19 protein-coding genes are annotated in these 23,212 nt (G+C 61.6%); 11 read left to right on the top strand and 8 right to left on the bottom strand.

Going from position 1 to position 23,212, the window contains the following annotated elements:
- Window positions 1-95: 95 nt before the first annotated feature.
- On the bottom strand, window positions 96-824 hold the full coding sequence (gene dapB, locus ACZ9HU_RS12220; protein WP_476105287.1) for a 4-hydroxy-tetrahydrodipicolinate reductase: 729 nt from the start codon (window positions 822-824) through the stop codon (window positions 96-98).
- 66 nt (window positions 825-890) lie between these two features.
- Window positions 891-1,778: a bestrophin family protein gene (locus ACZ9HU_RS12215; RefSeq protein ID WP_476105286.1), complete on the bottom strand. Its 888-nt coding sequence runs from the start codon at window positions 1,776-1,778 to the stop codon at window positions 891-893.
- Window positions 1,779-2,285: 507 nt separating this feature from the next.
- Here ACZ9HU_RS12215 and ACZ9HU_RS12210 point away from each other — a divergent pair.
- Genes ACZ9HU_RS12210 through ACZ9HU_RS12200 form a run of 3 tightly spaced genes read left to right on the top strand, consistent with a single transcriptional unit; the run spans window position 2,286 to window position 4,515 of the window.
- Window positions 2,286-2,993, top strand: coding sequence for an NAD-dependent deacylase (locus ACZ9HU_RS12210; protein WP_476105284.1), 708 nt, complete (start codon window positions 2,286-2,288; stop codon window positions 2,991-2,993).
- Complete coding sequence (locus tag ACZ9HU_RS12205) at window positions 2,993-3,652, top strand: N-6 DNA methylase (RefSeq protein WP_476105282.1); 660 nt, start codon at window positions 2,993-2,995, stop codon at window positions 3,650-3,652. The genes ACZ9HU_RS12210 and ACZ9HU_RS12205 overlap by 1 nt, the downstream gene beginning before the upstream one ends.
- Window positions 3,649-4,515, top strand: coding sequence for a hypothetical protein (locus ACZ9HU_RS12200; RefSeq protein WP_476105281.1), 867 nt, complete (start codon window positions 3,649-3,651; stop codon window positions 4,513-4,515). Before ACZ9HU_RS12205 ends, ACZ9HU_RS12200 begins: the two co-directional genes overlap by 4 nt.
- On the opposite strand, the gene ACZ9HU_RS12195 is transcribed toward ACZ9HU_RS12200, so the two are convergent.
- Window positions 4,512-6,977 (bottom strand): zinc-dependent metalloprotease, encoded by a 2,466-nt coding sequence (locus ACZ9HU_RS12195; protein ID WP_476105279.1) that lies wholly within the window; start codon window positions 6,975-6,977, stop codon window positions 4,512-4,514. The genes ACZ9HU_RS12200 and ACZ9HU_RS12195 overlap by 4 nt on opposite strands.
- 126 nt (window positions 6,978-7,103) lie before the next feature.
- Here ACZ9HU_RS12195 and ACZ9HU_RS12190 point away from each other — a divergent pair, with 126 nt between their 5' ends.
- From ACZ9HU_RS12190 to ACZ9HU_RS12180, 3 genes are all read left to right on the top strand, one after another.
- The gene (locus ACZ9HU_RS12190) at window positions 7,104-7,598 is read left to right on the top strand and encodes an Lrp/AsnC family transcriptional regulator (protein WP_476105277.1); all 495 of its coding nucleotides are present in this window, start codon (window positions 7,104-7,106) and stop codon (window positions 7,596-7,598) included.
- A gap of 430 nt (window positions 7,599-8,028) precedes the next feature.
- Window positions 8,029-10,968: a TonB-dependent receptor domain-containing protein gene (locus ACZ9HU_RS12185; RefSeq protein ID WP_476105275.1), complete on the top strand. Its 2,940-nt coding sequence runs from the start codon at window positions 8,029-8,031 to the stop codon at window positions 10,966-10,968.
- An 18-nt stretch (window positions 10,969-10,986) separates the two neighbouring features.
- The gene (locus tag ACZ9HU_RS12180; RefSeq protein ID WP_476105274.1) at window positions 10,987-12,573 is read left to right on the top strand and encodes an amidohydrolase; all 1,587 of its coding nucleotides are present in this window, start codon (window positions 10,987-10,989) and stop codon (window positions 12,571-12,573) included.
- Between the two features lie 114 nt (window positions 12,574-12,687).
- On the opposite strand, the gene ACZ9HU_RS12175 is transcribed toward ACZ9HU_RS12180, so the two are convergent.
- The 5 genes from ACZ9HU_RS12175 to ACZ9HU_RS12155 form a co-directional block, all read right to left on the bottom strand.
- Window positions 12,688-13,452 (bottom strand): HesA/MoeB/ThiF family protein, encoded by a 765-nt coding sequence (locus tag ACZ9HU_RS12175; protein WP_476105272.1) that lies wholly within the window; start codon window positions 13,450-13,452, stop codon window positions 12,688-12,690.
- 305 nt (window positions 13,453-13,757) lie between these two features.
- Window positions 13,758-15,185, bottom strand: a complete 1,428-nt coding sequence (gene dnaA, locus ACZ9HU_RS12170; RefSeq protein WP_476105435.1) for a chromosomal replication initiator protein DnaA — start codon at window positions 15,183-15,185, stop codon at window positions 13,758-13,760.
- Between the two features lie 537 nt (window positions 15,186-15,722).
- Window positions 15,723-15,983: a 30S ribosomal protein S20 gene (gene rpsT / locus ACZ9HU_RS12165; RefSeq protein WP_172341756.1), complete on the bottom strand. Its 261-nt coding sequence runs from the start codon at window positions 15,981-15,983 to the stop codon at window positions 15,723-15,725.
- Window positions 15,984-16,204: 221 nt separating this feature from the next.
- A complete protein-coding gene (gene mutM / locus ACZ9HU_RS12160) occupies window positions 16,205-17,020 on the bottom strand; it encodes a bifunctional DNA-formamidopyrimidine glycosylase/DNA-(apurinic or apyrimidinic site) lyase (RefSeq protein ID WP_476105270.1) in 816 nt (271 codons plus the stop codon).
- 53 nt (window positions 17,021-17,073) lie between these two features.
- The gene (locus ACZ9HU_RS12155) at window positions 17,074-17,694 is read right to left on the bottom strand and encodes a glutathione S-transferase family protein (RefSeq protein WP_476105268.1); all 621 of its coding nucleotides are present in this window, start codon (window positions 17,692-17,694) and stop codon (window positions 17,074-17,076) included.
- A 181-nt stretch (window positions 17,695-17,875) separates the two neighbouring features.
- Between ACZ9HU_RS12155 and ACZ9HU_RS12150 the strand changes: the two genes are divergently transcribed.
- The 5 genes from ACZ9HU_RS12150 (at window position 17,876) to dut (ending at window position 23,212) form a co-directional block, all read left to right on the top strand.
- The gene (locus tag ACZ9HU_RS12150) at window positions 17,876-18,625 is read left to right on the top strand and encodes a class I SAM-dependent methyltransferase (RefSeq protein WP_476105266.1); all 750 of its coding nucleotides are present in this window, start codon (window positions 17,876-17,878) and stop codon (window positions 18,623-18,625) included.
- Between the two features lie 5 nt (window positions 18,626-18,630).
- Window positions 18,631-20,187 carry a 2-polyprenylphenol 6-hydroxylase gene (ubiB, locus tag ACZ9HU_RS12145; RefSeq protein WP_476105264.1) on the top strand — a complete coding sequence of 519 codons (1,557 nt, stop codon included), beginning with the start codon at window positions 18,631-18,633 and terminating at the stop codon, window positions 20,185-20,187.
- Window positions 20,154-21,314: a hypothetical protein gene (locus tag ACZ9HU_RS12140; RefSeq protein ID WP_476105262.1), complete on the top strand. Its 1,161-nt coding sequence runs from the start codon at window positions 20,154-20,156 to the stop codon at window positions 21,312-21,314. The genes ubiB and ACZ9HU_RS12140 overlap by 34 nt, the downstream gene beginning before the upstream one ends.
- A gap of 253 nt (window positions 21,315-21,567) precedes the next feature.
- Window positions 21,568-22,755, top strand: coding sequence for a bifunctional phosphopantothenoylcysteine decarboxylase/phosphopantothenate--cysteine ligase CoaBC (gene coaBC, locus ACZ9HU_RS12135; RefSeq protein ID WP_476105260.1), 1,188 nt, complete (start codon window positions 21,568-21,570; stop codon window positions 22,753-22,755).
- Window positions 22,742-23,212 (top strand): dUTP diphosphatase, encoded by a 471-nt coding sequence (gene dut, locus ACZ9HU_RS12130; RefSeq protein WP_476105259.1) that lies wholly within the window; start codon window positions 22,742-22,744, stop codon window positions 23,210-23,212. Before coaBC ends, dut begins: the two co-directional genes overlap by 14 nt.

Genomic DNA, 23,212 nt, shown 5'->3' with positions numbered 1-23,212 from the left:
TTGCGTTCGATACATTCCGTTGAAGCGTCAACGCAACGCCGACAGTACCGGGATTGCCAAGGGACGAGTCCCTTGGCCCGCCGGAGGCATTTAAATCAAAGCCCCAAAACTTCCCGCATCCCATACCGCCCCGCAGGCTTGCCCACGAGCCAGAGCGCGCCCTTGACCGCCCCGCGTGCAAAGATGCCGCGATTTTCGGCAATATGGCTGAGCGACAGACGTTCGTTATCGGCGAGGAAGTGGACCGTGTGATCTCCCGCCACGCTGCCCCCGCGCAGAGCTGCGAAACCGATGGTGCCGGATTCGCGCGCGCCGGTGATGCCATCGCGCCCGCGTACGGCGACGTTCGACAGGCCCACTTCGCGTCCCCGCGCCGCCGCTTCGCCCAGCAGGAGGGCGGTGCCGGAGGGGGCGTCGACCTTCATCCGGTGGTGGGTTTCGACGATCTCGATGTCCCAGTCCTCGCCAAGGCGCTTGGCCGCTTCCTCGACAAGGAAGGCCAGCATGTTGACGCCCAGCGACGTGTTGCCGGTTTGCAGGACGGGGATTTTGTCGGCGGCCTGATCCAGCAGCCAGTGGTGGCGTTCCTCAAGCCCGGTGGTGCCGACAAGGATGGGGACGCCAGCGGCAACCGCCGCATCCAGATTGCCTTCGAGCGCGGCGGGCGAGGAGAAGTCGATCAGCACATCGGACGCCGCCACCAGTGGCGAGACATCCTCGTCCCGATCCACGCCGCCGGCCAGTTCGTGGCCCGCATCCGTGATGGCTTGGGCAATGGCGCGACCCATGCGTCCGCCGCTGCCGATAATTCCCAGTCTGGTCATGGGGTAATTCCTTTCGGCGGGCTTCATGGGCGAGGCCCGCACAAATCGCAATCACCCAAATCGCATTTACCAGAGCACGCCATCCTCATCGACGGTGATTGCGCTCGGCGCGCTTTCACCCAGCCCTTGCAGCAGGTCGATTTCGATGGTCCGGCACATCGTGTCCAGCGGCAGGTCGTGGCGCGTATTGGCAAACGGATCGACCAGATCATCGCCAATGGCCAGCACCGCCATGAACATCATGCCCGCCACGGTCGAACCCAGCGGGGTTGCCGGGCCAAGCGCCTCGACCAGACCGAAGGGCAGCAGGACACAGAACAGATGCGTAAAATAGGTGGGAAACAGCCGGAATTGTGACGGCAGGGGCGTGTTCTTCAACCGCTCCATCCCGCCTTGTGAATTGGCGATATCGACCAGAATCTGTTCGATCTGGGTCTGCTGAATCGTATCGATGATGCCTTGTTCACGGGCCTGCGCCACCTGCGCGCCGGTGGCGTCCAACAGCGCATTGGCCGTGTTGGTCCGGCCCAGCGCCACTTCCGCCTCGGCGGTTGGAATATAGGGCAGGCTGTCGCTGGTCATCGGGACGCGGCGCAACTGATGGTTCAGCGCGTTGACATAGGCGATCTGGCGCAAAACGATGGCGCGGGCCATGGATTGCCCTTGCGCGCCGGTCATGAAATTGCGCGATGCGCGCGCCAGGTTGCGGCTTGCGTTGATCATCAGGCCCCACAGCCCGCGCCCTTCCCACCAGCGTTGATAGGCCGATGTGGAGCGGAAACCCAAAATCAGCGCCAGAACGCTGCCGAACAGGGTCAGCGGCAGGCCGGGAGCCGGAAAGGGCACCACATAATAGGTGATCGTGACGATCACGTCCCAGATAAAGAGCAATACCAAAGGCGTCTTGATCGCGCGGGCAATGCTGCGAAGGGTATGCGGTGTGTGGACGATCATAGGCTGGATCAGTTCCCTGGGGTTTTGGGGGCTGCGGTTTGCGATGCGTTATACATGGCCACCGACGAGCCTGTGGCGGGCCGCAATTCAAACCATTCGGGCCGCCCGATGGCTATCATAAATACCAGGAGCGCCAAGCAAAAGGCGACCAGTTCAAAGCGGCCGCGAAATTCGTTGCGCTGATTGGTGGGGGTGGTGCGTTTTTCGGCCGCAATAGGGCGATGACGGAGCGGGCGGTGTGTGGTGGTCGCGCGCTGGGCGTGGCGACGCATGGGGTTTGAGGAAGGCATGGTAACTCCTAAATCCATGATTCGGAAATTGGTTGCCTCAACAATCTGTTTTCGCCGCCTATCTGTTGAATGGCCGTTTCGTTACAAATCTTTGCTGCGTTGCAATATGTCGTTGTGCGGTGCGTCATCCGCGATGGGCAGAGTTTTTTTGGGGCCCAGTATTTTGGGGCTGAGCCTTTGGCTTGGCGTTGCGCCCGCTTTACGGCATAGGGATGTCATGGATTTGACTGGCAATATCGTGATCCTGACCGGGGCAGGATGCAGCGCGGAAAGCGGCATAGACACATTTCGTGATGGCGGCGGATTGTGGGAACAGCACCGCGTCGAAGATGTCGCCACGCCCGAAGCGTTTGAGCGCGATCCCGATCTGGTCCATCGTTTCTATGACATGCGCCGCGCCGCGATCCAGACCAAGGCGCCCAATGCGGCCCATTATGCTCTGGCCCGGTTGGAGCGGGAATGGGACCATGGCCATGTGACGCTGGTGACGCAGAATGTCGATGATCTGCACGACCGGGCCGGGTCGAAAAACCTGATCCATATGCATGGTGAACATCTTTCGGTGTGGTGCACCGATTGCGACACACGGATGGGGTGGACGGACGGCTTGATTCATCGCCCCGCGTGCCCGTCCTGCGGCAGCCCCGCCTTGCGCCCCGACATCGTGTGGTTCGGCGAAATGCCCTATCGCATGGACGAGATCCACGATGCGCTGCGTCAATGCGATATCTTTGTGTCGATCGGCACATCGGGTGCGGTCTATCCGGCGGCGGGTTTTGTCCGTCTGGCGCGGGAAATGGGCGCGCATTGCCTCGAACTCAATCTGGAACGCAGCCAGGGTTCGGCATGGTTCCATGAAACGCGGCTCGGCCCGGCGGGAGAGATCGTTCCGGCCTGGGTGGAGGAACTTGTCGGGCCGGATTGATGGCGGCCCTGATCCCTGATGGCCGGGCCGAGGCTGACTATGCGGCGCAGGCTTTGCCGCAACATCGCAAGGCTTTGGGACAATTCTTTACACCTCCGCGATTGGCCGCCTTGATGGCCGATTGGGTGGCGGGGGCTGATCCGGCGCTGATCCTTGATCCGGCAATGGGGGCGGGCGTGTTGACGCGGGCGGCGCAGGCGCGTTGTCCGGCGGCGCGGGTCATCGCCTATGAACGGGACGAGGCGATCCTGCGCCATGCCGATGCGGGCGGGGCCGATGTGCGGCATGCGGATTTTCTGAGCGCGGATTGGGAAATGGTCGATGGTGTGGTGATGAACCCGCCCTATATCCGCCACCGCGAATTGCGCGATCACGCCGATCTGCGGGCCGCGATCAGCGCGCGGGCGGGCTTTGTCATTCCAAAATCGGCCAATCTTTATGTCGATTTCGTGGTCAAGGCGGCGTGCCAATTGCGTCCCGGCGGACGAGGAGCCTTCCTGATTCCAGGCGAATGGATGAATGCCAATTTCGCGCGTGGGTTGAAGCAATTCCTGCTGGGCGCGGGGGGATTGCAACAGGTGGTGATGTTTTCCGGCGGGCCGGTGTTTGACGATGCGCTGACCACGGCTTCGATCCTCCTGCTGGAGAAAGGCGCATGATCAACGGATGGAATTGGCAGGGAGAGGGCGATTGGCCCGCCTCGATGGAGGAATTGGAAGCGGGCGGCAATCGGGTCGATCTGCCCCGCGCCACTTTGGCCAAGGAGGCGAAATGGGAGCCTTTGCTGCGCGGGCAGAGGCGCGAGGATCGCCCCGGCTTTGTGCCTCTGTCGCAATTGGCGCGGTTTCGGCGGGGGATCGCGACGGGGGCGAATGAATTTTTCCTGCTCTCTGCGGACAGGCTTGCGGAATTGGGGATCGATCCGGCGCGCTGCCTGCCCTGTGTCGGGCGGGCGACGATGGTGCGGGGGCTGATTTGGCGCGGGAATGGGGATGGGCTTCTGCTCAACCTTTCCGATCCATTGACCCCGGCGGAGGCCGCCTATGTCGCCCAAGGGGCGGCGCAGGGGTTGCCGTCCCGCTATATCCTGGCCCATCGCAGCCCGTGGTATGGGATGGAGCAGCGGCCGGTCGCGCCTATCTGGGGCGCGGTCTTTGCGCGCGGGGATCTGCGTTTCATCCATAATGCCGCGGGGTGGAGCAGCCTCACCTGTTTCCACGGCATCTATCCCTTTTCGGATGATCCGCTGCTGCATCAGGCGCTGGTGCTTTGCCTGAACAGCCCGTCTGTGCGGGCGGCCTCGCGCCTGCATGGGCGGGTCTATGGCGGGGGCCTCAATAAATTTGAGCCCAATGATTTGAAGGGATTGTCCGTGCCCGACCTGTCGCGGGTGGGCGTCGATCTGATCGCGGACATGGCGGCTTTTCTGCCGCTTCTCGACGCCGCGCCCGATGATGAGGCGCGGCGCCGGAAGGCTGATGATCTGTGCCGCCTCGCGGGCGAAGCGGCGGTCAGCGGTTAATTGTCGAACCAGCCGGTGTCGCCACCGATCGGCATACCCGGCGGGATGACGGGCTCCTTGCGGCCCATTTTGCCGATTTCCGTTTCCAGCGCCGCGCCATTCTTGAGCAGCGCCGCCACGGTTTTGCCCCAGCCCGAGCCTTCGGCAAGTTTGGCCGCAGCCAAATCGAGCTTTTCCTGCAAGACAGCCGCGACATCGACCGGGGTGGCCGTATCACGCCGCGCCTTTGCCACGGACAGCAGCGCGCGCAGCGCAATGCGGCGTTCCACCGGGGTGGCATTATGCTCCCATGTTGCCGCGCCGATCGCGTCGATCATTTCGCCAAGGCCCAATTGCCCCGTATCGCGCGCCTGCTGAATATAGACGCGGGTCAGGCGCGTGGGGGCCAGCAGGCTGTCGAGCGTAACCTGTGCCGCAACATCGGTGGCGACCAGCGGGTCAAAGGCCGCCGCGCCCGCATTGTTGAACACTTCGGTGTCGAATTGCGCGTCATTGCGCCCGTTCACGCCCGACGACAGCCAGCCCACCAGATTGTCCGGCACGGTCAGTTCCGCAGGCGACAGCGTCTTGAGCATGGCGGCCAGAGCAGCACGCTGCTTGGCGGCGGCGACGGGCAGGGCGGGTTTGTTGGCGTCGCCCGCCACGGCATAGGCATAATCGACGCCCCCTACCCACTTGCCGGTGGCCGCCACTTCATAACGGGCCAAGAGCCAGACCGGCACGAATTTGCGGCGCAGGTCCGACAAAGCCTCACCCTTGCGCAGAACGCCGGGGCCAAAATTGTTCAACGCCACGCGGCGCACGGCCAACATATGGGCCAGTTCAGCAGGCTTGTCCTCGCCATTGTCCCACATGCTGTCATGCGGGGCGGGGCCATCGTCGGCGCGACCGTCAATGTCGGTCATGTAACGCGTGCCCTTGGCAAATTCCGCGTCGGCCAGAGCAAAGGCCCATTTGTCCGCGTCCACCCCCGGCTTGGGCTGGCCATAGAGCCATTGCACGGTGAATTTGTCCCACGATCCGATGCCCTTGGCATAGGCGTCGGACAGGTCGATCTTACCACCCTTCAGCCCGATCAGCGGACCGGGGTAATCCATGACCGAGGTGCGCCCCTGGGTCGATCCGGCGAAATTGTGAACAAATCCGATGGCGTGGCCCACCTCATGCGCGCCCAACTGGCTGATGCGGTCAAGCGAGACCTTGACCGGATCATTGCCGGTGCCGGTGTTGTCCTGCGCCGCCCCGACCAGCGCTTCGAAAATCTGCATGTCCTGTCGCACGCGCAGCGCGCCCAGCACGACATTGCCCTTGATGATTTCGCCCGTGCGCGGGTCGATGATGCCTCCGCCATAGGACCAGCTGCGCGTCAGGCGGTCGCCCCAATTGACGATGGAATAGCGCGCGTCCTGCGGATCGATATCGGGGGTCAGGGTTTTGACCTGAAACGCGTCAATATAGCCTGCGCTCTCGAACGCCTGATTCCACCACGCCACGCCCTTGGCCAAAGCGCCGCGGATCGGTTCGGGGGCGGCATTGTCGATATAGAAGACAATCGGCTTCTTCACCTTCGACTTGGCCGCATTGGGATCGACCTTGTCGAGGCGGAAATGGTTGGCGAGCTGATATTGCACATCTTCGCCCAGAGGGGTGCCAAAGTCATAGACCTGCGAACCGTGGCTGCCCGAACGAATGTCGAATTTGCGGACGTTAAATCCGGGGCCGGGCAGGCGGATCAACGAATGGCGAATCGTAAAGCTGATCTGGCGTCCGTCGGCGGCAATATTGCCCACTTCGCGGCCCGGCGTTTCCGAGGTGAAGGTCTGAACCGCGTCCATTTCGATGTTGTCGGGGAACACCTTGACCGAAGTCGGGTCGGCGGCGGAGAGATTATCCGACAGGCGGAACCCCTTGGCTTCCTGATTCAACGCATCGGCAAGGCGCATCGTGTCGCGGGTCAGGAAGGGGCTGATATCGACCACCGTGCCTTTGGCGTCGGATGAAACCACATCGAGCATGGCGATGGTGCTGAAGGGAAAGCTGGTCTTGGCGCCGTTCTGGACTGCGGCTTCGCCCGTGGCGCGGAAACGGGGGTTTTCGTAAACCACGGCCACCTTTTTGCCGATGCGGCGGAAGGCAAGAATCTGCGTCGGGCCAAGCATGCCGCGGTCAATGCGGATTGGCGCGGAACCAAGCCCGCTGCGGATGGCGGTCGAATAGAGGAAGCGGCCCATCGTGCCGTCGGCATCGGCTTTGGGCAGGGTAATCAGGATCTTGCCGGCATCGGCGTCAACCTTGACCGGCAACAGATCGCCGTCCTTGGTACTGGAAACGGTAACCGGGTCGGCCATCGCCATTTGCGGCACCAGCAGCGCGACCAATGCCGCGCCCGCCAGACTCCATGCCCTTGCCTGCTTCATCGTGTGACCCTTTTCGATTGTGGTGAAGGATGTTCTAGCCAGCACTGGCTGGGGGCAAAGGTGCCAGTTTGACGTATTTCCAAAGCTATCACACTCGGCGCACTCTATCTGACGAAATACGGGGCAATTTTACCTGCTTCTTCTGGAAATCCGTTACTTCAAGGGGCCAGCGTGACGGAAAACACTCTCACTGAATTTGATGCCACAGACTTTCGCATCATGAACGCACTGGTCGAAGATGGCCGGATGTCGGACGTGATGCTGGGGGAAAGGGTGCATCTGTCCGCCACGGCGGCGGCGCGTCGGCGCAAGCTTTTGGAAGAGCAGGGGGCGATCAAGGGCTATACGGCCGAACTTGATCTGCCGATGCTGGGCCTTGGCATTGTGGTGATCGTGGCCATCGAATTGCTGTCACAATCCGATTCCGTGCTGACCGAATTTGAAGAGGCGGTCGTGCGCTGTCCTTCGGTCACATTCTGCAGCTTTGTTTCGGGCGACACGGACTTTCTGATGATGGTCCATGTCAAAAGTTTTGAAGATTACGACCGGATTTATCGCAGCGAACTGGCCACGCTGCCGCATGTGGCCAAGATCCGTTCCAGCTTTGTCATGCGCCGCGTGACGCAGCGCAACGTTCCGCCTGCGGTTTTTTGCCGGGGCAAGTGAGCGTTGCGCATTGCTGCCTTGCGGCAAAGCGCGGGGGTGAAACGGGGTGATTCGTCCGGATTGGAAATCGGGCAAGACTTTATGAACAGGGTTGGTAATATTCACTAAAATTTGTCAATTGCGCATGATTGCGTCGATATTAATGAGATTATCAGTGATATTTATTGGAAAAAATCGGGCGTAATCATGTAGCATTTGCTGCATTGCAATGATCAATTGGGCATCTTGTAAGGCAGGCGCAAGTCTGTGTGGTCGCAACCGTTCTGAATTTAAATAGGGGGTCGTTGAAGCGGCCAAAAGAGGTTGTGGCAATACAGGGCCGGCCTGTCGTCATGACTTGGAAAAAATCGGGGCGTCCGCATGGCGTGGACAGCATCGGCAAGGGAACAGGGTCGCCGGATAGAAGCAAGATAAGCAATAGGGGGTTTTCATGGCGATTGATCGAACGATGAGGGAAATGGTGCAATCGGCTGGCCGCAGGGCATGGCTTGGTGGAACCGCCGTTTCGGTGCTGGCCATGTTGGTTGCCACGCCGGCACTGGCCGCTGATGAACCGGCGCCGGCGGCGGAAGAAGCCGCACCGGCCAATGACATTGTCGTGACCGGCACGCGTATTGTGAAAGACGGTTTTGCCGCGCCGACGCCGGTGGCCGTGCTGTCCTCGGCCGATATCAAGGCGCAGGCACCCGCCAACCTTTCCAACTTCGTCAACCAATTGCCCGCCGTGACGACGGGTTCGACCTCGGCCAATTCATCGGGTAGCCTGTCGAATGGTCTGGCCGGTATCAACAGCGTCAACCTGCGGGGCCTTGGCGCTTCGCGTACGCTGGTTCTGATCGATGGTCAGCGTTCGGTGGCCAGCGCCATCAACGGCGTGGTCGACGTCAACACCGTGCCGCAGGATCTGGTTGAACGCGTCGAAGTCGTTACCGGCGGCGCATCGGCCCAGTATGGTTCGGACGCTGTGGGCGGCGTGGTCAACTTCATCCTGAACAAGAAGTACAAGGGCTTCAAGATCGGGATGGATCAGGGCATCACCACCTATGGCGATGGTCGCAATTACAGGATTTCCGCTTCGGCCGGTTTTGGCGCGTTTGATGATCGCCTGCATGTCTTGCTGAACACCGAATATGCAAAGCAGGACGGCGTTTCGACCATCGCGCGCGATTGGAACAAAAACGGCTATTTCACCATCGCCAACCCCAACACCGCAGCGGGCCAGCCCAGCTGGATTGTGGGCAGCGGCTTTGGCCCGTCCACCTATACGGCGGGCGGTTTGATCACCGGCACCAACCTGTCGAGCGCCAACGGTCTGATCGGTCGGTATTTCCTGGGCGCGGGGCAAATGGGAACGCTCAATTTCGGCGCCCGCAGCAGCTCTGGCTATATGGTGGGCGGTGATTACCAGACCACCTTGGCCGGTCATGTCGGCACCAACTCGCTTATGCCCGATGAAGCGCGTTTCAGCGCCTTTGGCCGCGCCAGCTATGACCTGACCAATAACATCGAGATTTTTGCCCAGTTCGGCTGGAACCGCTATATCGGCGAAAGCTACTATCAGCAGACGCCAAGCACCGGCGTGACGATCCGCGGCGACAATGCCTATCTCCAATCGATGTATCCCACGGTTGCGGCGGCGTTGGGCAATTCGTCGGCCAACACCATCACGATCGGGACCAGCAATGCCGGTTATCCTGTGCCCGGCAGCCATAACACGCGCGACGTCTATCGCTATGTCGTCGGGACAAAGGGCAAATTTGACCTGTTGGGCCGTGAGTGGAAATTTGACGCTTATTTCCAGCATGGCGAAACCAAGTCGCATGAACAGCTGACCAACACCTGGAATCTGAGCCGTATGGCTCTGGCTCAGGACGCTGTCTATGCGCCTGCGGGCAATGCGCTGGGGGTTGCGGCCGGCACGATCGTTTGCCGCTCCAGCCTGACCAATACGACCAATGGCTGCGTGCCGATCAACCGTGTGGGCACCTCGGGGCCGTCGGCGGCGGGTCTGGCCTATATCTATGGCAATCAGCCCTGGCGCGATCAGACGCTCAAGCAGGATGTGGCCTCGGTGGCGTTGAACGGCGATCTGTTCAAGCTGCCCGGCGGCACGGCGGCCATCGCCTTTGGTGGTGAATGGCGCCGTGAAGGCATCACCGGCTATGTTCCGACGGAATTCCAGCCGCTCGTCAATGCCAATGGCACCACCACCAGCCAATGGCTTTACGGCAACTATCTGCCCAACACCGGCCATTACTATGTGAAGGAAGGTTTCGTCGAAATCGACCTGCCGCTGATCAAGGGCGTGAATGTCAATGCGGCGGCGCGCGCGACCGATTATTCGACCAGCGGCAGCGTCGTGACCTATAAGGCGGGCGCGACGTGGCAGGCCAATTCGATGTTCAAACTGCGCGGCACCTATTCGCGTGACATCCGTGCGCCCAATCTTCAGGAACTCTTTGCTTCGCCGACCGCCCGTACCAACACGGTGGTTTTGGCAACGGGTTCGACCGGTTTTGTGGAAAGCACAATCGGCAACACCAATTTGAAGCCTGAAAAGGCCAATACTTGGACGATGGGTGCGGTTGTCACACCGCCCTTCATCCCCGGTTTCACGGCCAGCTTTGACTATTACGACATCAACATCAAGGACTCGATCGGTTCGATCACGGCCCAGAACACCGTTGATTTCTGCGCCGCGGGTCAGACCGCTTATTGCTCGAACATCATCTATTCGGGCGGCACGCTTCAATCGATCGTCATTCAGCCGTTTAACTTTGCCAGCCAGCATGCCAAGGGTTTTGACATCGAGGCAAGCTATCGCGCGCCCTTGTCCAAGATCAGCGCCAGCCTGCCCGGTACATTGACGGTGCGCGGCACGACGACGCATTACATTGCCAACGTCGTCGATAATAAGATCTTCCCGGTTGACTATGCCGGTGTGAACGGCGGCAGCCTTTCGGGCGGCTTCAGCTCGCCCAGCTGGGTTTATCGCATCAGCGCGTTTTATGAAGTCGGTCAGGTCAACTTCAACCTGGTCTATCGCGGCTTCTCGGATGGTGTTTACGGCAACGACTATATTGAATGCACCAGCTCGTGCCCGGTTTCGAATAACCAGTATCGCACGATCAACAATAACAAGATCAAGGGCACCAGCTATATGGACGCCTCGGTTCAGTTCAAGATCCTGACCCAAAAGGTCAAGGACGCGTCGCTGACCTTTGTGGTCAGCAACCTGTTCGACAAGGATCCCGTGCTGATCGGCAACGGCCCCAGCGGCAATAACGTGCCCGCTTATGCCCAGACCAACCGCAGCATTTATGACGTCATGGGACGCACCGTCCGCGTCTCGGCCAAGATCGGCTTCTGATCGGAAGAAGGATCAATCATGCGCTTTGTTAAACATTGCACTCTGGCATTGATGGCAACGGCCGCCGTGCTGACCAGCACACAGGCCAATGCCGCCGCTTCGCCCAAGATGAAGGCCGAGGCTGTGGCCGGGGTCGAGGCCCAGAAGAAAGATATCCAGGTGATGGTGGATACCGTGTTCAGCTATGCTGAACCCGGTTTTCAGGAATTCCGCACGATGGAATATCTGACCGGCATTCTGGAAAAGAACGGTTTCAAGGTGACCAAGGGCGTGGCGGGTATCCCGACCGCCTTCACCGCCACCTGGGGCGAGGGCGGTCCGGTCCTCGCGCTGGGCAGCGATATCGACAATCTGCTGGGCACCTCGCAAACGCCGGGCCTGCCGTATAAGAAACCGATGGTCGAAGGCGCGCCGGGGCATGGCGAAGGCCATAATTCGGGCATGCCGCTGGTCGTGGCCGCCGCGATTGCGGCCAAACAGGTGATGGAAAAGAACCACATTCCCGGCCGCCTGATGATCTGGCCGGGTGTTGCCGAAGAACTGTTGGCGACCAAGGCCTATTATGTCCGCGAAGGCATGTTCAAGGACGTTGACCTTTGCATCTTCAACCACGTCAGTTCCGATTTCGGCACCGCCTATGGCGAATTGGGCATGAACGGCATGGTGTCGGTCGAATATACGTTCAAGGGCAAGACCGCCCATGCCGCGGGCGATCCGTGGGATGGCTTCTCGGCGCTGGACGGCGTTGAAATCATGGACAGCGCGTGGAATTTCCGCCGCGAGCATCTGCCCATCACCCAGCGTTCGCATTACGTGATCACCAATGGCGGCGGCCAGCCCAACGTGGTGCCCGAAACGGCCAGCGTGTGGTATTATTTCCGCGAGCGCAGCTTTGCGGGCGTGCGCAACCTGTACAACACCGGCAATGAAATCGCGCAGGCCGCCGCCAAGGCGACCGGCACGACGGTGACCTCGCAGATCCTTGGCTATGCCGCGCCCAATTTCGGCAACAAGCCGCTGGCCGAAGCCGCCTATGCCAATATCAAGGCCGTGGGCATGCCCAAGTGGACCGCCGACGATCAGGCCTTTGCCAAGGCGGTGCAGACGATCAACCACCGCACGGTCAAGCCGTTGCAGGACAAGATCGGTGATTTGTCGTCGCCGGAAAATCGGCCCCGTTCGATCGGCGGCGGTTCGGACGACATTGGCGACATCATGTGGACCGTGCCGACCATCACGATCCGCTATCCCGCCAATATTCCCAACATGATCGGCCACAACGTGCTGTCGGCCATGGCGATGGCCACGCCGATCGCGCATAAGGGCGTTGAAGCGGGCGCCAAGGCTTTGGCGCTGACCATTCTGGACGTGATGACCACGCCCAAGCTGGTGGCGGACGCCAAGGCATACTTCACCGACGTTCAGCTCAAGACCGACAAGTATGACCCGATTCTGGGGCCGAAGGCGGCAACTTGGCTGAATGAAAAGACGATGAAGGAATATCGTCCGCAGATGGAAAAATATTACTACGACGCGGCGAAATACCCGACCTATCTCGACCAGTTGGGCATTAAATATCCCACGCTGGAAGAACCCAAGTCGTAGATTGTTGAGTTTGTGAAAAGCACCGGGCGGGCATGGACCCGTCCGGGCTTTTCTCGCAGGAGGAAGCAGGGCCGTCCGGCTGGGACGGCCCTGCTTTTTTGGTGTGCGGCGCGTTTAATGGGCAGCGCAGGCCGGATCGGCGGGAATGGTGATCGTGCGCAACGACGGCGCCAGACCGTCGAGCAAATGCAACCGCCCCCATTGCGGATCGGCCAGAGACCCCGTCATCCCGGCGCCATGCAGGATCACGCGAACGGCCGATTGCACCGCCATCAGTGCCACCATGCCGACAAAGGCCCCCAGCACCCCGTCGGCCGCGCAAGTGTCGCAATCGGCCGCGTCAAAGGCCTCGCCCACGAAGCAGCGATAGCAGGCATGGCCCGGCAGGTGGCCCGCGAAATTGGCGATCTGGCCCTGAAAACGGCCTACGGCGGCCGTGGTCAGCGGAATGCATGCGGTCAGGCAGGCATCGGATACGGCAAGGCGGGTGGCGAAATTATCGCAGCCATCCAGCACCAGCGTGGCGCCAGCGATCAGTCCTGCCGCGTTCTGCGCCGTGATGCGTGTCTGGTGATGGGTGACGGTGATGTCCGGGTCGAACCGCGCCACCCATGCGGCGGCGGCCTGTGCCTTTGGGGTGCCGATATCGCCCGTTGTAAAGATCGTCTGGCGTTGCAGGTTGCTGGCCTCGACATGATCATCATCGATCAGCGTGAGCCGCCCCACGCCCGCTGCTGCCAGATATTGCAGAGCAGGGCTGCCGATGCCCCCGCAACCGATCATTACCACATGGGCATCGTTGAGCGCCATTTGGCCCACGCCGCCTACTTCGGGAAGGACAATGTGGCGGGCGAAGCGGGACAGGCGTTCAGGGGTCATGCGCGGGATTTAGGGGAGGCAGAGGGGGAGGGCAAGAAGGAGGATGCCTGCGGAGCTGGGCGTTTGTGCTATTTGGCGCCGCAGGCTTTAAATCCATGGTGGCGATTAATGCTGCCGGCTGAAGCCCAAACGCAACGCAGATATTAACTGGATTGCAAAGGGATAAGTCCCTTTGCCCGCCGGAGGCATAAAGTCCCAACCCACAACCTATGAACAGCTTATCCACAGGCAGGGCAACAGGCGATGCACAGGCTTGTCCAGCCTATATGCACCGCCCGTCAACAGCTTTTACCGGGGTTTTAAGATCAGCTTTCCAGCTGACGCAGCAGCGAACGAACGTCGCCGTCAATATCGGCATCGCGCGTGCGCAGATCCTCGATCAGGCGCACCGCATGGATCACCGTCGAGTGGTCACGCCCGCCGAACTTGCGTCCGATTTCCGGGTAAGAGCGCGGGGTCAGCACCTTGGACAGGTACATGGCCACCTGGCGCGGGCGCACGACGGCACGGGCGCGGCGCTTGGAGGACATTTCCTGACGGTCCACGCGATAGAACTGGCAGACCGTGCGCTGGATCTCGTCGATGGTGATGCGCTTGCGGTTGGCCGAAAGGATATCGGTCAACTGTTCCTCGGCCAGTTGCAGGCAGACGGCCTGTCCGGTCAGCTGCGCATAGGCAATTAGCTTGTTGAGGCCGCCGACCAGCTCGCGCACATTGCGGTTGATCGTGCGGGCCAGAAATTCGATCACATCGCCCGGCACATCGACCGAGGTAAAGCGCGCAAGGCGATGTTCCAGAACCGAGCGGCGAAGCTCGATATCGGCCGGGATGATGTCGGCGACCAGACCCATCGACAGGCGCGAGAGGAGGCGCTGTTCGACGCCATCCAGAGCCTGCGGGCTGCGGTCGGCGGCGAAGACCAGACGCTTGCCTTCGGCCAGCAGCGCGTCGATCGTGTAGAGCAGCTCTTCCTGTGCCGAAGCCTTGCCGATGATGAACTGGATATCATCCACCAGCAGCAGGTCGAAGCCACGCAGGCGCGATTTGAACTCGATCATCTGGTTCTGGCGCAGGGCCTGAACGAACTCGACCATGAAGCGTTCGGCGCTGCAATAGAAGATGCGCGCACGCGGATGGTTGGCCAGAAACGCATGGCCGATGGCATGCATCAGGTGGGTCTTGCCCTGACCCGTGGCGGCCTTGAGATAGAGCGGCGAGAACTGCGGCGCTTCTTGTGCGGCCATACGCTGGGCCGCGTTGAAGGCCAGCACGTTGCTGGTGCCGGTGACAAAGGTGGCAAAGGTCAGCGAGGGGTCAAGCCCGATCGAGGCCAGAGCCAGCGTGTCGGTCGCCGCGCTTGCGCCTTCGACCGGGTGGGTCATGGCGCGGCTTGCCTCGTTCAGAACGGGGGCAGGGCGTGCGGGCGTGTTGTCGCGGGCCAGACGCAGATCGGGCATGGCGCGGCGGCCGGGCTGGGCGCTGATTCGCACATGGCGCACATCGCGGGCGATTTTCCACGCCAGCGTCAGGCGATCGGCAAAGCGATCCGCCACCCAGTTGGCCGAAAATTCGGTGGGCAGGAAAAGTTCGAGCGTGCCCGAGTCCTTGTTGAAGGCGCCCAGCTGGATCGGGCGAATCCACTGGTTGAACAGCTGCGGTCCCAGATCTTTTTTCAGGCCCTGACAAATGTCCGCCCAATCGGCGGCCAGATCCAGCGCATCCTGATCTTCCACGGCGTGCCCGGATTTGCCCTTTGCAGGGCTAGCCTCGGCTCGCTTGCCGCCCCAAACGGTTCCCGTCACCCCAAATGCTCCTGATCCGCTATTAAGCCCCAACCATCGGCAAGATTGCCAATGGCCCTCATCTTTACACACAAAAACGGGCCCACCCCTGCGTGCCTGATGGGGCATGCGAGTGCGACAGGTAAGCCATGTTTCTGTGAAGTCCGAAGGCGGCAAGCGCCCCGAACGATCCTGTTTTAGGGACGATCGAGGGGCCGACGCAAGGGCGTTATCTGCAAAAATTTTGAAATAATTGGCTTGACAGCGCAACTCCAGCAATTCCGCCAAATGCGATAAAGTTATTGGATTTTAAGCATAAAATCACAACCAATTTCGCGAATCATTGGAAACGCTGGATTTCTTGAGTCCAAGTCAATCCGGTACAAAAAGGCAAAGCAAAAGCCGACGGGAATCCCCATCGGCTTTGCTTACGGGCTCTTGCTTAGCCACGATTAGGTACGACCGGAATTCGGCCGACCGAGTCGCGAATCAGAGAGCGGCGACGGCCTTGGTCAGGCGCGAGAACTTGCGCGAGGCAGTGTTCTTGTGCAGCACGCCACGAGCAACACCGCGAGCCAGTTCAGGCTGGGCTTCATGCAGGGCGGCGGCGGCGGCGGTCTTGTCACCACCGGCAATGGCCGCTTCGACCTTCTTCACGAAGGTGCGGATGCGGCTGATGCGGGCGCCATTGATTTCGGCGCGGCGCTCGTTGCGGCGGATGCGCTTGCGGGCTTGCGGCGTATTGGCCATGTGTGTCCTCGTATCGGGCCGATGCGGCCGGAAATTGCTAGCGAAAATCGGTATAGCGGGGCCTGTTGGTCCCGCCAGAAGCGGCGCCCTTAACCAGCCGGAGCCGAATCGTCAAGGGAATTGGAGTCTGAATTGCTCACCCTGGGCCATTCCTGCCCCTTGGCGATTGCGGGCTGCCTAACCTGTTGCGGCTTTCTCGTCCATACCCTGCTTTACAGGGCCTATTTCTGACATGCCGGGCACCAGAAGCTGGAGCGTCCGCCTTGTGTCACGCGGGCAATCGGCGCGGCGCAGGCGTGGCATGGCTGGCTCTCGCGGCCATAGACGCGCCAGTTGGCGGCGAAATAGCCCAGTTCGCCATTGGGCTGGGCATAGTCGCGAATCGTGCTGCCTCCCGCCGCAATGCTTTCCGACAGGACATCGACAATGGCCGGGACCAGCAGCGCCAGTTCCCGCTTCTTCACATCGCGCCCCAACCGCAACGGGCTGATTCCCGCCCGGTGCAGCGCCTCGCAGACATAGATATTGCCCAGCCCCGCTACGACCGCCTGATCCAGCAGCAATTGTTTGACCGGAGTGGTACGCCCCTTCATCCGCGCCGCCAGCAGCGACGCGGTCAATTCAGGCCCCAGAGGTTCCGGCCCCATCGCGGCAAAGGGCGCCCAAGCGGCCAGGGCGTCGTCGGCCACCAGATCAACAGAACCGAACCGGCGCGCGTCATTCAACGCCAACCGGCTGCCAGCCTCTGTGGTCAACACCAGATGGTCGTGCTTTTCCAGATCATCCGGGTCGATCCGCCACCGCCCCGACATGCCCAGATGGAACACCATCACAACGCCCCGGTCGGTGTGCAGCAGGCCATATTTGGCCCGCCGCGACAGGGCCGTGATCGTGGCCCCGGTCATCACCTGCACCAGATCGGCGGGAAAGGGGCGGCGCAGCCCCTCGCGGCGGGTTTCGACACGGGCGATCCGCTGCCCGTCCAGATAGGTGGCAAGGCCGCGCAGGGTGGTTTCAACTTCGGGAAGTTCCGGCATCTTGGGTGTGTATCCGTGAATGGGCCGCGTGACGAGAGTGTGCCGCCGCCAGCCTAATAGTCGTAAGGACCGCCAACTTCGAGCGCACGGCGATAGGCAGGGCGGGCCTGCACTTTGTCCAACCATGCCATCGAATGGGGGTAACGTTCGTCCAATCCGCCGCGTGCGCGGGCGGCTTCCAATGGAAAGCTCATCATGATGTCTGCCGCCGTCATCGCATCTCCGGCAAACCACGGACGGCGGGCCAGCTCGTCTTCGACAAAGGCCAGATGGGTGTCGATCATCGGCTGAAAACGCGAAATGGCCAAACGCCCCATGATCGGCACGCGCATAAGCACCAGTTTGACCAGCAGCGGCGGCATCATCGAACCTTCGGCATAATGCAGGAACTGGCGATAGAGCAGCGCATCCCCGCGTGCGGATGGCGGGCCCAGCCGTCCGCTCTTTTCGGCCAGATATTCGACAATCGCGGCGCTCTCGATGATGATATGGCCGTCATCCTCCAGCACCGGCGATTTGCCCAGCGGATGCACCGCGCGCAGGGCCGGTGGCGCCAGCATGGTTTTGGGGTCGCGCTGATAGCGTTTTATCTCATAGGGCAGTTCCAGTTCCTCGAGCATCCACAAGATGCGTTGCGAACGGGAATTGTTGAGGTGATGCAGGATCGTCATCATGCAGGCTCCGATAGAGGATTGAATTGCGGTCCATTTGCAACCTAGGAACGCGTCATAGGCGATCAAGGGTCACAAGCCCGACCGAAAAATCTGCCCGAGATGGCCTCTCGCGCGATTTCAATCGCACATACGTCCGATAACCGGCTTTTCGCAGGCGCGAAACCGTCCTAAAGCGGCGCCCATGACTCAGAGCGATCAACAGCCCGACACCGTCTCCTTTGGCTATGAGGAGGTCAGCCCCGAAGAGAAAACCGCCAAGGTGGGCGAGGTCTTTTCCTCTGTGGCCAAGAAATATGACATCATGAACGATGCCATGTCGGTGGGCCTGCATCGCCTTTGGAAGGACAAGTTCGTGCGCCGGGTCAAGCCTCAGCCGGGCGAGATGATCCTTGATATGGCGGGGGGCACGGGCGACATCGCGTTCCGCATGCACGAACGCGGCGCCTCGATCACCGTGTCGGACATCAATCAGGACATGCTGGACGTGGGCATTGAACGGGCGATGGAACGCGGCCTCGACGGTCTGGTCTGGAGCCGTCAGAATGCTGAGGAACTGAGCTTTGAGAGCCGGGTGTTCGACGCCTATACGATCGCTTTCGGCATCCGCAACGTCACCCGCATCGACAAGGCGTTGAAGGAAGCACACCGCGTGTTGAAATTCGGCGGGCGTTTCTTCTGCCTCGAATTTTCGACCACGCAATGGCCCGGCTTCAAGGAAGTCTATGACGCCTATTCGCACAAGCTGGTGCCGCAATTGGGCCAGATGATTGCGGGGGACGCCGATTCCTACCGCTATCTGATCGAATCGATCCGTCGTTTCCCGCCCATGCCCCAGTTCGAATCCATGATCCGCGAGGCCGGTTTCGTGAACACCCGCGTCGAACCGATCCTTGGCGGTCTGGTGGCGATCCATTCGGGCTGGAAGGTCTGAACCTCTTGTCACCTCGCAAACATATCTGGCGCCTGCTCAGCTGGGGCCGCATTCTGGCGTCGCATGGGGCTTTGCGCGGGATTGAGCAGGACCCGCATACGCCCGCCCCGGTGGCGCGCCTGTGCCGCATCGCCCGTTTTGGCGCGCGGGTTCCCGATGCGCCCGATTACGCCGGGGCCTTTCGCGCGATTGGCCCCGCCGCGATCAAACTGGGCCAGACATTGGCCACTCGCCCCGATCTGGTGGGCGAGGAGGCGGCGAACAACCTGCTGGAATTGCAGGACAGCCTGCCGCCCGTGCCGTTCAGCGCCATCAAGGCCGAGGTGGAGAGCGCCTTTGGCCGCCCGCTCCACGAACTCTATGCCGAGTTTGAGGAACAGCCCGTAGGCGCGGCCTCGATTGCCCAGGTTCACCGCGCGGTCACGGTCGATGGCCGCCGCGTTGCGGTCAAGGTCCTGCGCCCCGGCATCCGGGAAAAATTCACGCAGGATATTGAGACCTATGAATGGGCCGCGGCCCATCTCGAGGCTCTGGGCGGCGAAGCCACCCGCCTGCGCCCGCGTCTCATCATCGCCAATTTCAAGCGCTGGTCGATGCGCGAACTCGACCTGCGCCGCGAGGCCGCCTCGGCGTCCGAACTGGCCGAGATGATGAAGGGGGTTCACGGCTATCGCATTCCCGCCATCGACTGGGACCGCACATGCGGCCGGGTGATGACGCTGGAATGGATCGACGGGATCAAGGTCAGCGACAAGGCCGCCCTGCTGGCCGCCGGGATCAATCTGGAATCTCTGGCCAAGCGTCTGGTCATCGCCTTTCTGACGCAGGCGGTGCATCTGGGCTATTTCCACGCCGACATGCATCAGGGCAACCTGTTCATCGAACCCGATGGCACGATCGTCGCCATCGATTTCGGCATCATGGGCCGCATCAACCGTCAGGCGCGCATCTGGCTGGGCGAGATTCTGCACGGGCTGACCACCGGCAATTACCGCCGCGTGGCCGAAATCCATTTCGAGGCGCAATATGTGCCCTCGTACCATTCGGTCGATGAATTCACGACCGCCCTGCGCGCCGTCGGCGAACCGATGCGGGGCAAGCCGGTGAAGGACCTGTCCGTGGGCCAGATGCTGGACGGATTGTTCGCCATCACCCGCGATTTCGACATGGCGACCCAGCCCCACCTGCTGCTCTTGCAAAAGACGATGGTGATGGTCGAAGGTCTGGCGACGCAACTGCATCCCGACATCAACATGTGGGATGTTTCGGGGCCTTTCGTGTCGGAATGGATGCGCGACGAACTGGGGCCGGAGGCGGCAATTGCCCATGGCATCCATCGCGGATTGCGCCGTCTCATGCGCCTGCCCGGTCTGGTCGAGCGGATCGAGGAAAAATTCCCCATGAAGGGCGCGGCCCCCGAACCGCCGCCATTGCCCGACATTCCCCTGATCTGGGAAAAACAGGGTAAACCGAATGCTAACCGCTGGTCAGGATATATAGCAGCCTTCCTGTTAGGGGGCGCAAGCGTATGGACGGCCTGGCATTTCGGCTGGACGATGTGATGAAGTCGGGCCGCCCCGGCGCGGCCTATGACCGGTTCGCCACGTGGGGGGCGTGGCCCGCGCGGCTGGTTCTGGCTGTTCTGGCGCTGTTGCTGGCGGCTTCGGCGTGGGTGCCGCTGACCGTCGGTCGGGGCGAGGAAGCCAAGGCGCCCAGCATCATCGTGGCCGGAAATAAAGGCGCTGATCGTCCGCGCGATGATGACCTGAAGCTCTACGACCGGGCTATCGAGCGCATTCTGCATGGCGAAAATTATTACGACTTCATTGTCAGCGAGCATCGTCGCGCCGACTATCCGGTGCGGCCCGGTGCCGCAGTGCGGATGCCGACGCTGGCCTATCTGGATGCGGCGATGGGGGTGGATGGCGATGGATCGGCCCCCGTTGCCATGACGGCCGCTGTGGCGTTGATGATCGGCGTGATCGCGGCATGGTGGGGGCGGTTGGGGGATCTGGGCGTTGATCCTTCGATCCGGCGGATGGGGACGGCGCTGGTGTTTTTTGGCGCGTCGCTGGGGCTCAATCGCTATTATTTCGTGCTGCATGAACTTTGGGCCGGGATGCTGATCGCGCTCTCGCTGGGGCTGCATCGGCCCGATCGTGGGAGATGGATAGGCGCGGTGTTGGCCGCCGGATTGGCGCTGTCGATCCGCGAACATGTGCTGCCCTATGTCCTTTTGATGGGCGTCATGGCCGGTTGGCGCGGAGCGTGGAAAGAGGCCGCGGCGTGGGGTGGTCTGGTTGGGATGTTTTGCGCCTTCTATGCCTGGCACCTGCACATGGTCGCGCTGCACACTTTGCCCAGCGATCCGATCGGACCAAGCTGGCTGGCGTTGCGAGGGCTGGGTGGGTTTTTGTCGAATACGGTGCTGTCCTCCAACCTGCGGTTCCTGCCGCATGAAATCGCCGGGCCTTTGACCATCCTGATGATCTTTGGCTGGGCTTCCTGGCGGTCCAGCGCGGGGGTGACGGGGCTGTTGTTCTACGTCGGCTATGCGCTGCTGTTCGGCATCGCGGGGCGGAACGACAATTTCTACTGGGGGGCGGTGATTACGCCGGTCATGGCTTTGGGGCTGGCCTTTGTGCCCATGGGGGCGGGGTCTTTACTCAGGGCGGCTTTTCGGGGGTAGGTGTTGCCTCCGGCGGGTTAAGGGCGGGGGCCCTTAACAATCCCGGTTTGGGGTGGTGGTAGGTTCGCGCGTTGTGTCTGGGGGATTGATAGCCTGCGGCGCGGAGCGGTTGTGTTGCATGGCGCCGAAGGCTCTATCATTCGAACATCGCGTCCGACACCCATTGGCCGAACCCATGCGCAACACCGACAGTAATGGGAGCGCGAGGGTCTAGACCCTCGCATTATCTCTTTCCTTCCTCTAAACCCCACCCATGCTTGGCAAACGCATCCTTCTCATCATCGGCGGCGGCATCGCGGCCTATAAGTCCTGCGAACTGATCCGCCTGATCCGCAAGGCGGGCGGCGAGGTCACCTGCGTCCTGACCAAGGGCGGGGCGCAATTCGTGACGCCCATGACGCTGGCGGCTTTGTCGGAAAATCCGGTCCATACCAACCTGTTCGATTTGAAGAACGAGGTCGAGATGGGCCATATCCAGCTTAGCCGTCAGGCCGATCTGGTGGTGGTGTGCCCGGCGACGGCCGATCTGATGGCCAAGATGGCCTGCGGCATTGCCGATGATTTGGCCACGACGCTGTTGCTGGCAACGGACAAGCCGGTGCTGGCGGTGCCGGCGATGAATGTGCGGATGTGGCAGCATGGCGCAACGGTGGCCAATGTCGCGACGCTGCGTTCACGCGGTGTGACCGTGGTGGACCCGGATGAGGGCATGATGGCCTGCGGCGAATATGGGCCGGGGCGTTTGCCTCAACCCGACGCGGTGATGGGGGCGATTGAGGCGGCTTTAGGGCCGCATCGCCCCTTGGCGGGCCGCCATGTGCTGATCACCGCTGGTCCCACGCATGAACCGATTGACCCGGTGCGCTACATCGCCAACCGTTCCAGCGGGCGACAGGGTTTCGCCATTGCGCAGGCCGCCGCCCGTGCGGGCGCGCAGGTCACGTTGATCTCTGGCCCGGTCGATCTGCCCACACCCTATGGCGTGGCCCGCGTGAATGTTGAAACCGCGCGCGACATGGCGGCGGCGGTCGAGGCTGCGTTGCCCGCCGACATTGCCGTGATGGTGGCCGCTGTGGCCGACTGGCGCGTGGCCGATGCGGGGGCGCAAAAGATCAAGAAGGATGGTAGTGGAACGGTTCCTCCCCTCGCTCTGATTGAAAATCCCGATATTCTGGCGGGCCTATGCGCCTCGCCCCGCCGCCCGCGCCTTGTCGTGGGCTTTGCCGCCGAGACGCAGGATGTCATCGCCCATGCCAAGGCCAAGCTGGCCCGCAAGGGCGCAGACTGGATCGTGGGCAATGATGTGTCCGGTGACGTGATGGGCGGCCTGCGCAACAGCGTGCATATTGTCAGCGCCGATGGGGTGGACAGCCTGCCCGATCTGCCCAAGGAAGCGGTGGCTGCCGCTCTGGTTGAAAGGATTTCCCGTGTCTTTGCCTGAACCCATCCCCGTCCGTTTGAAGCGTCTGCCCCATGGGCTGGACCTGCCTTTGCCCGCCTATGCCACCAGCGGGGCGGCGGGCATGGATGTGGTTTCGGCCGAGGATGTGGTGATTGCGCCGGGCGCGCGCCATGCGGTGGCGACGGGCCTCGCCATGGCGATCCCGCATGGGTTTGAAATTCAGGTCCGCCCGCGCAGCGGTCTGGCGCTCAAGCATGGCATCACCGTGCCCAACACGCCGGGCACCATCGATTCGGACTATCGCGGCGAATTGAAGGTGATCCTGATCAACCACGGCACCGAACCCTTTGCCATCGTGCGCGGCGACCGCGTGGCACAGCTCGTGCTGGCCCCGGTGGTGCAGGGCGGCTGGATCGAGGTCGATGAACTGGACGAAACCGCGCGCGGCGAAGGCGGGTTTGGTTCGACGGGCGGCGTGGTCGCGCTGGGGAATTGA

It is taken from the genome of Novosphingobium sp. Sphag1I (assembly GCF_056279125.1).
Note: the sequence above shows the minus strand (reverse complement) of the source record. Positions and strands in the feature narration are given on the sequence as shown.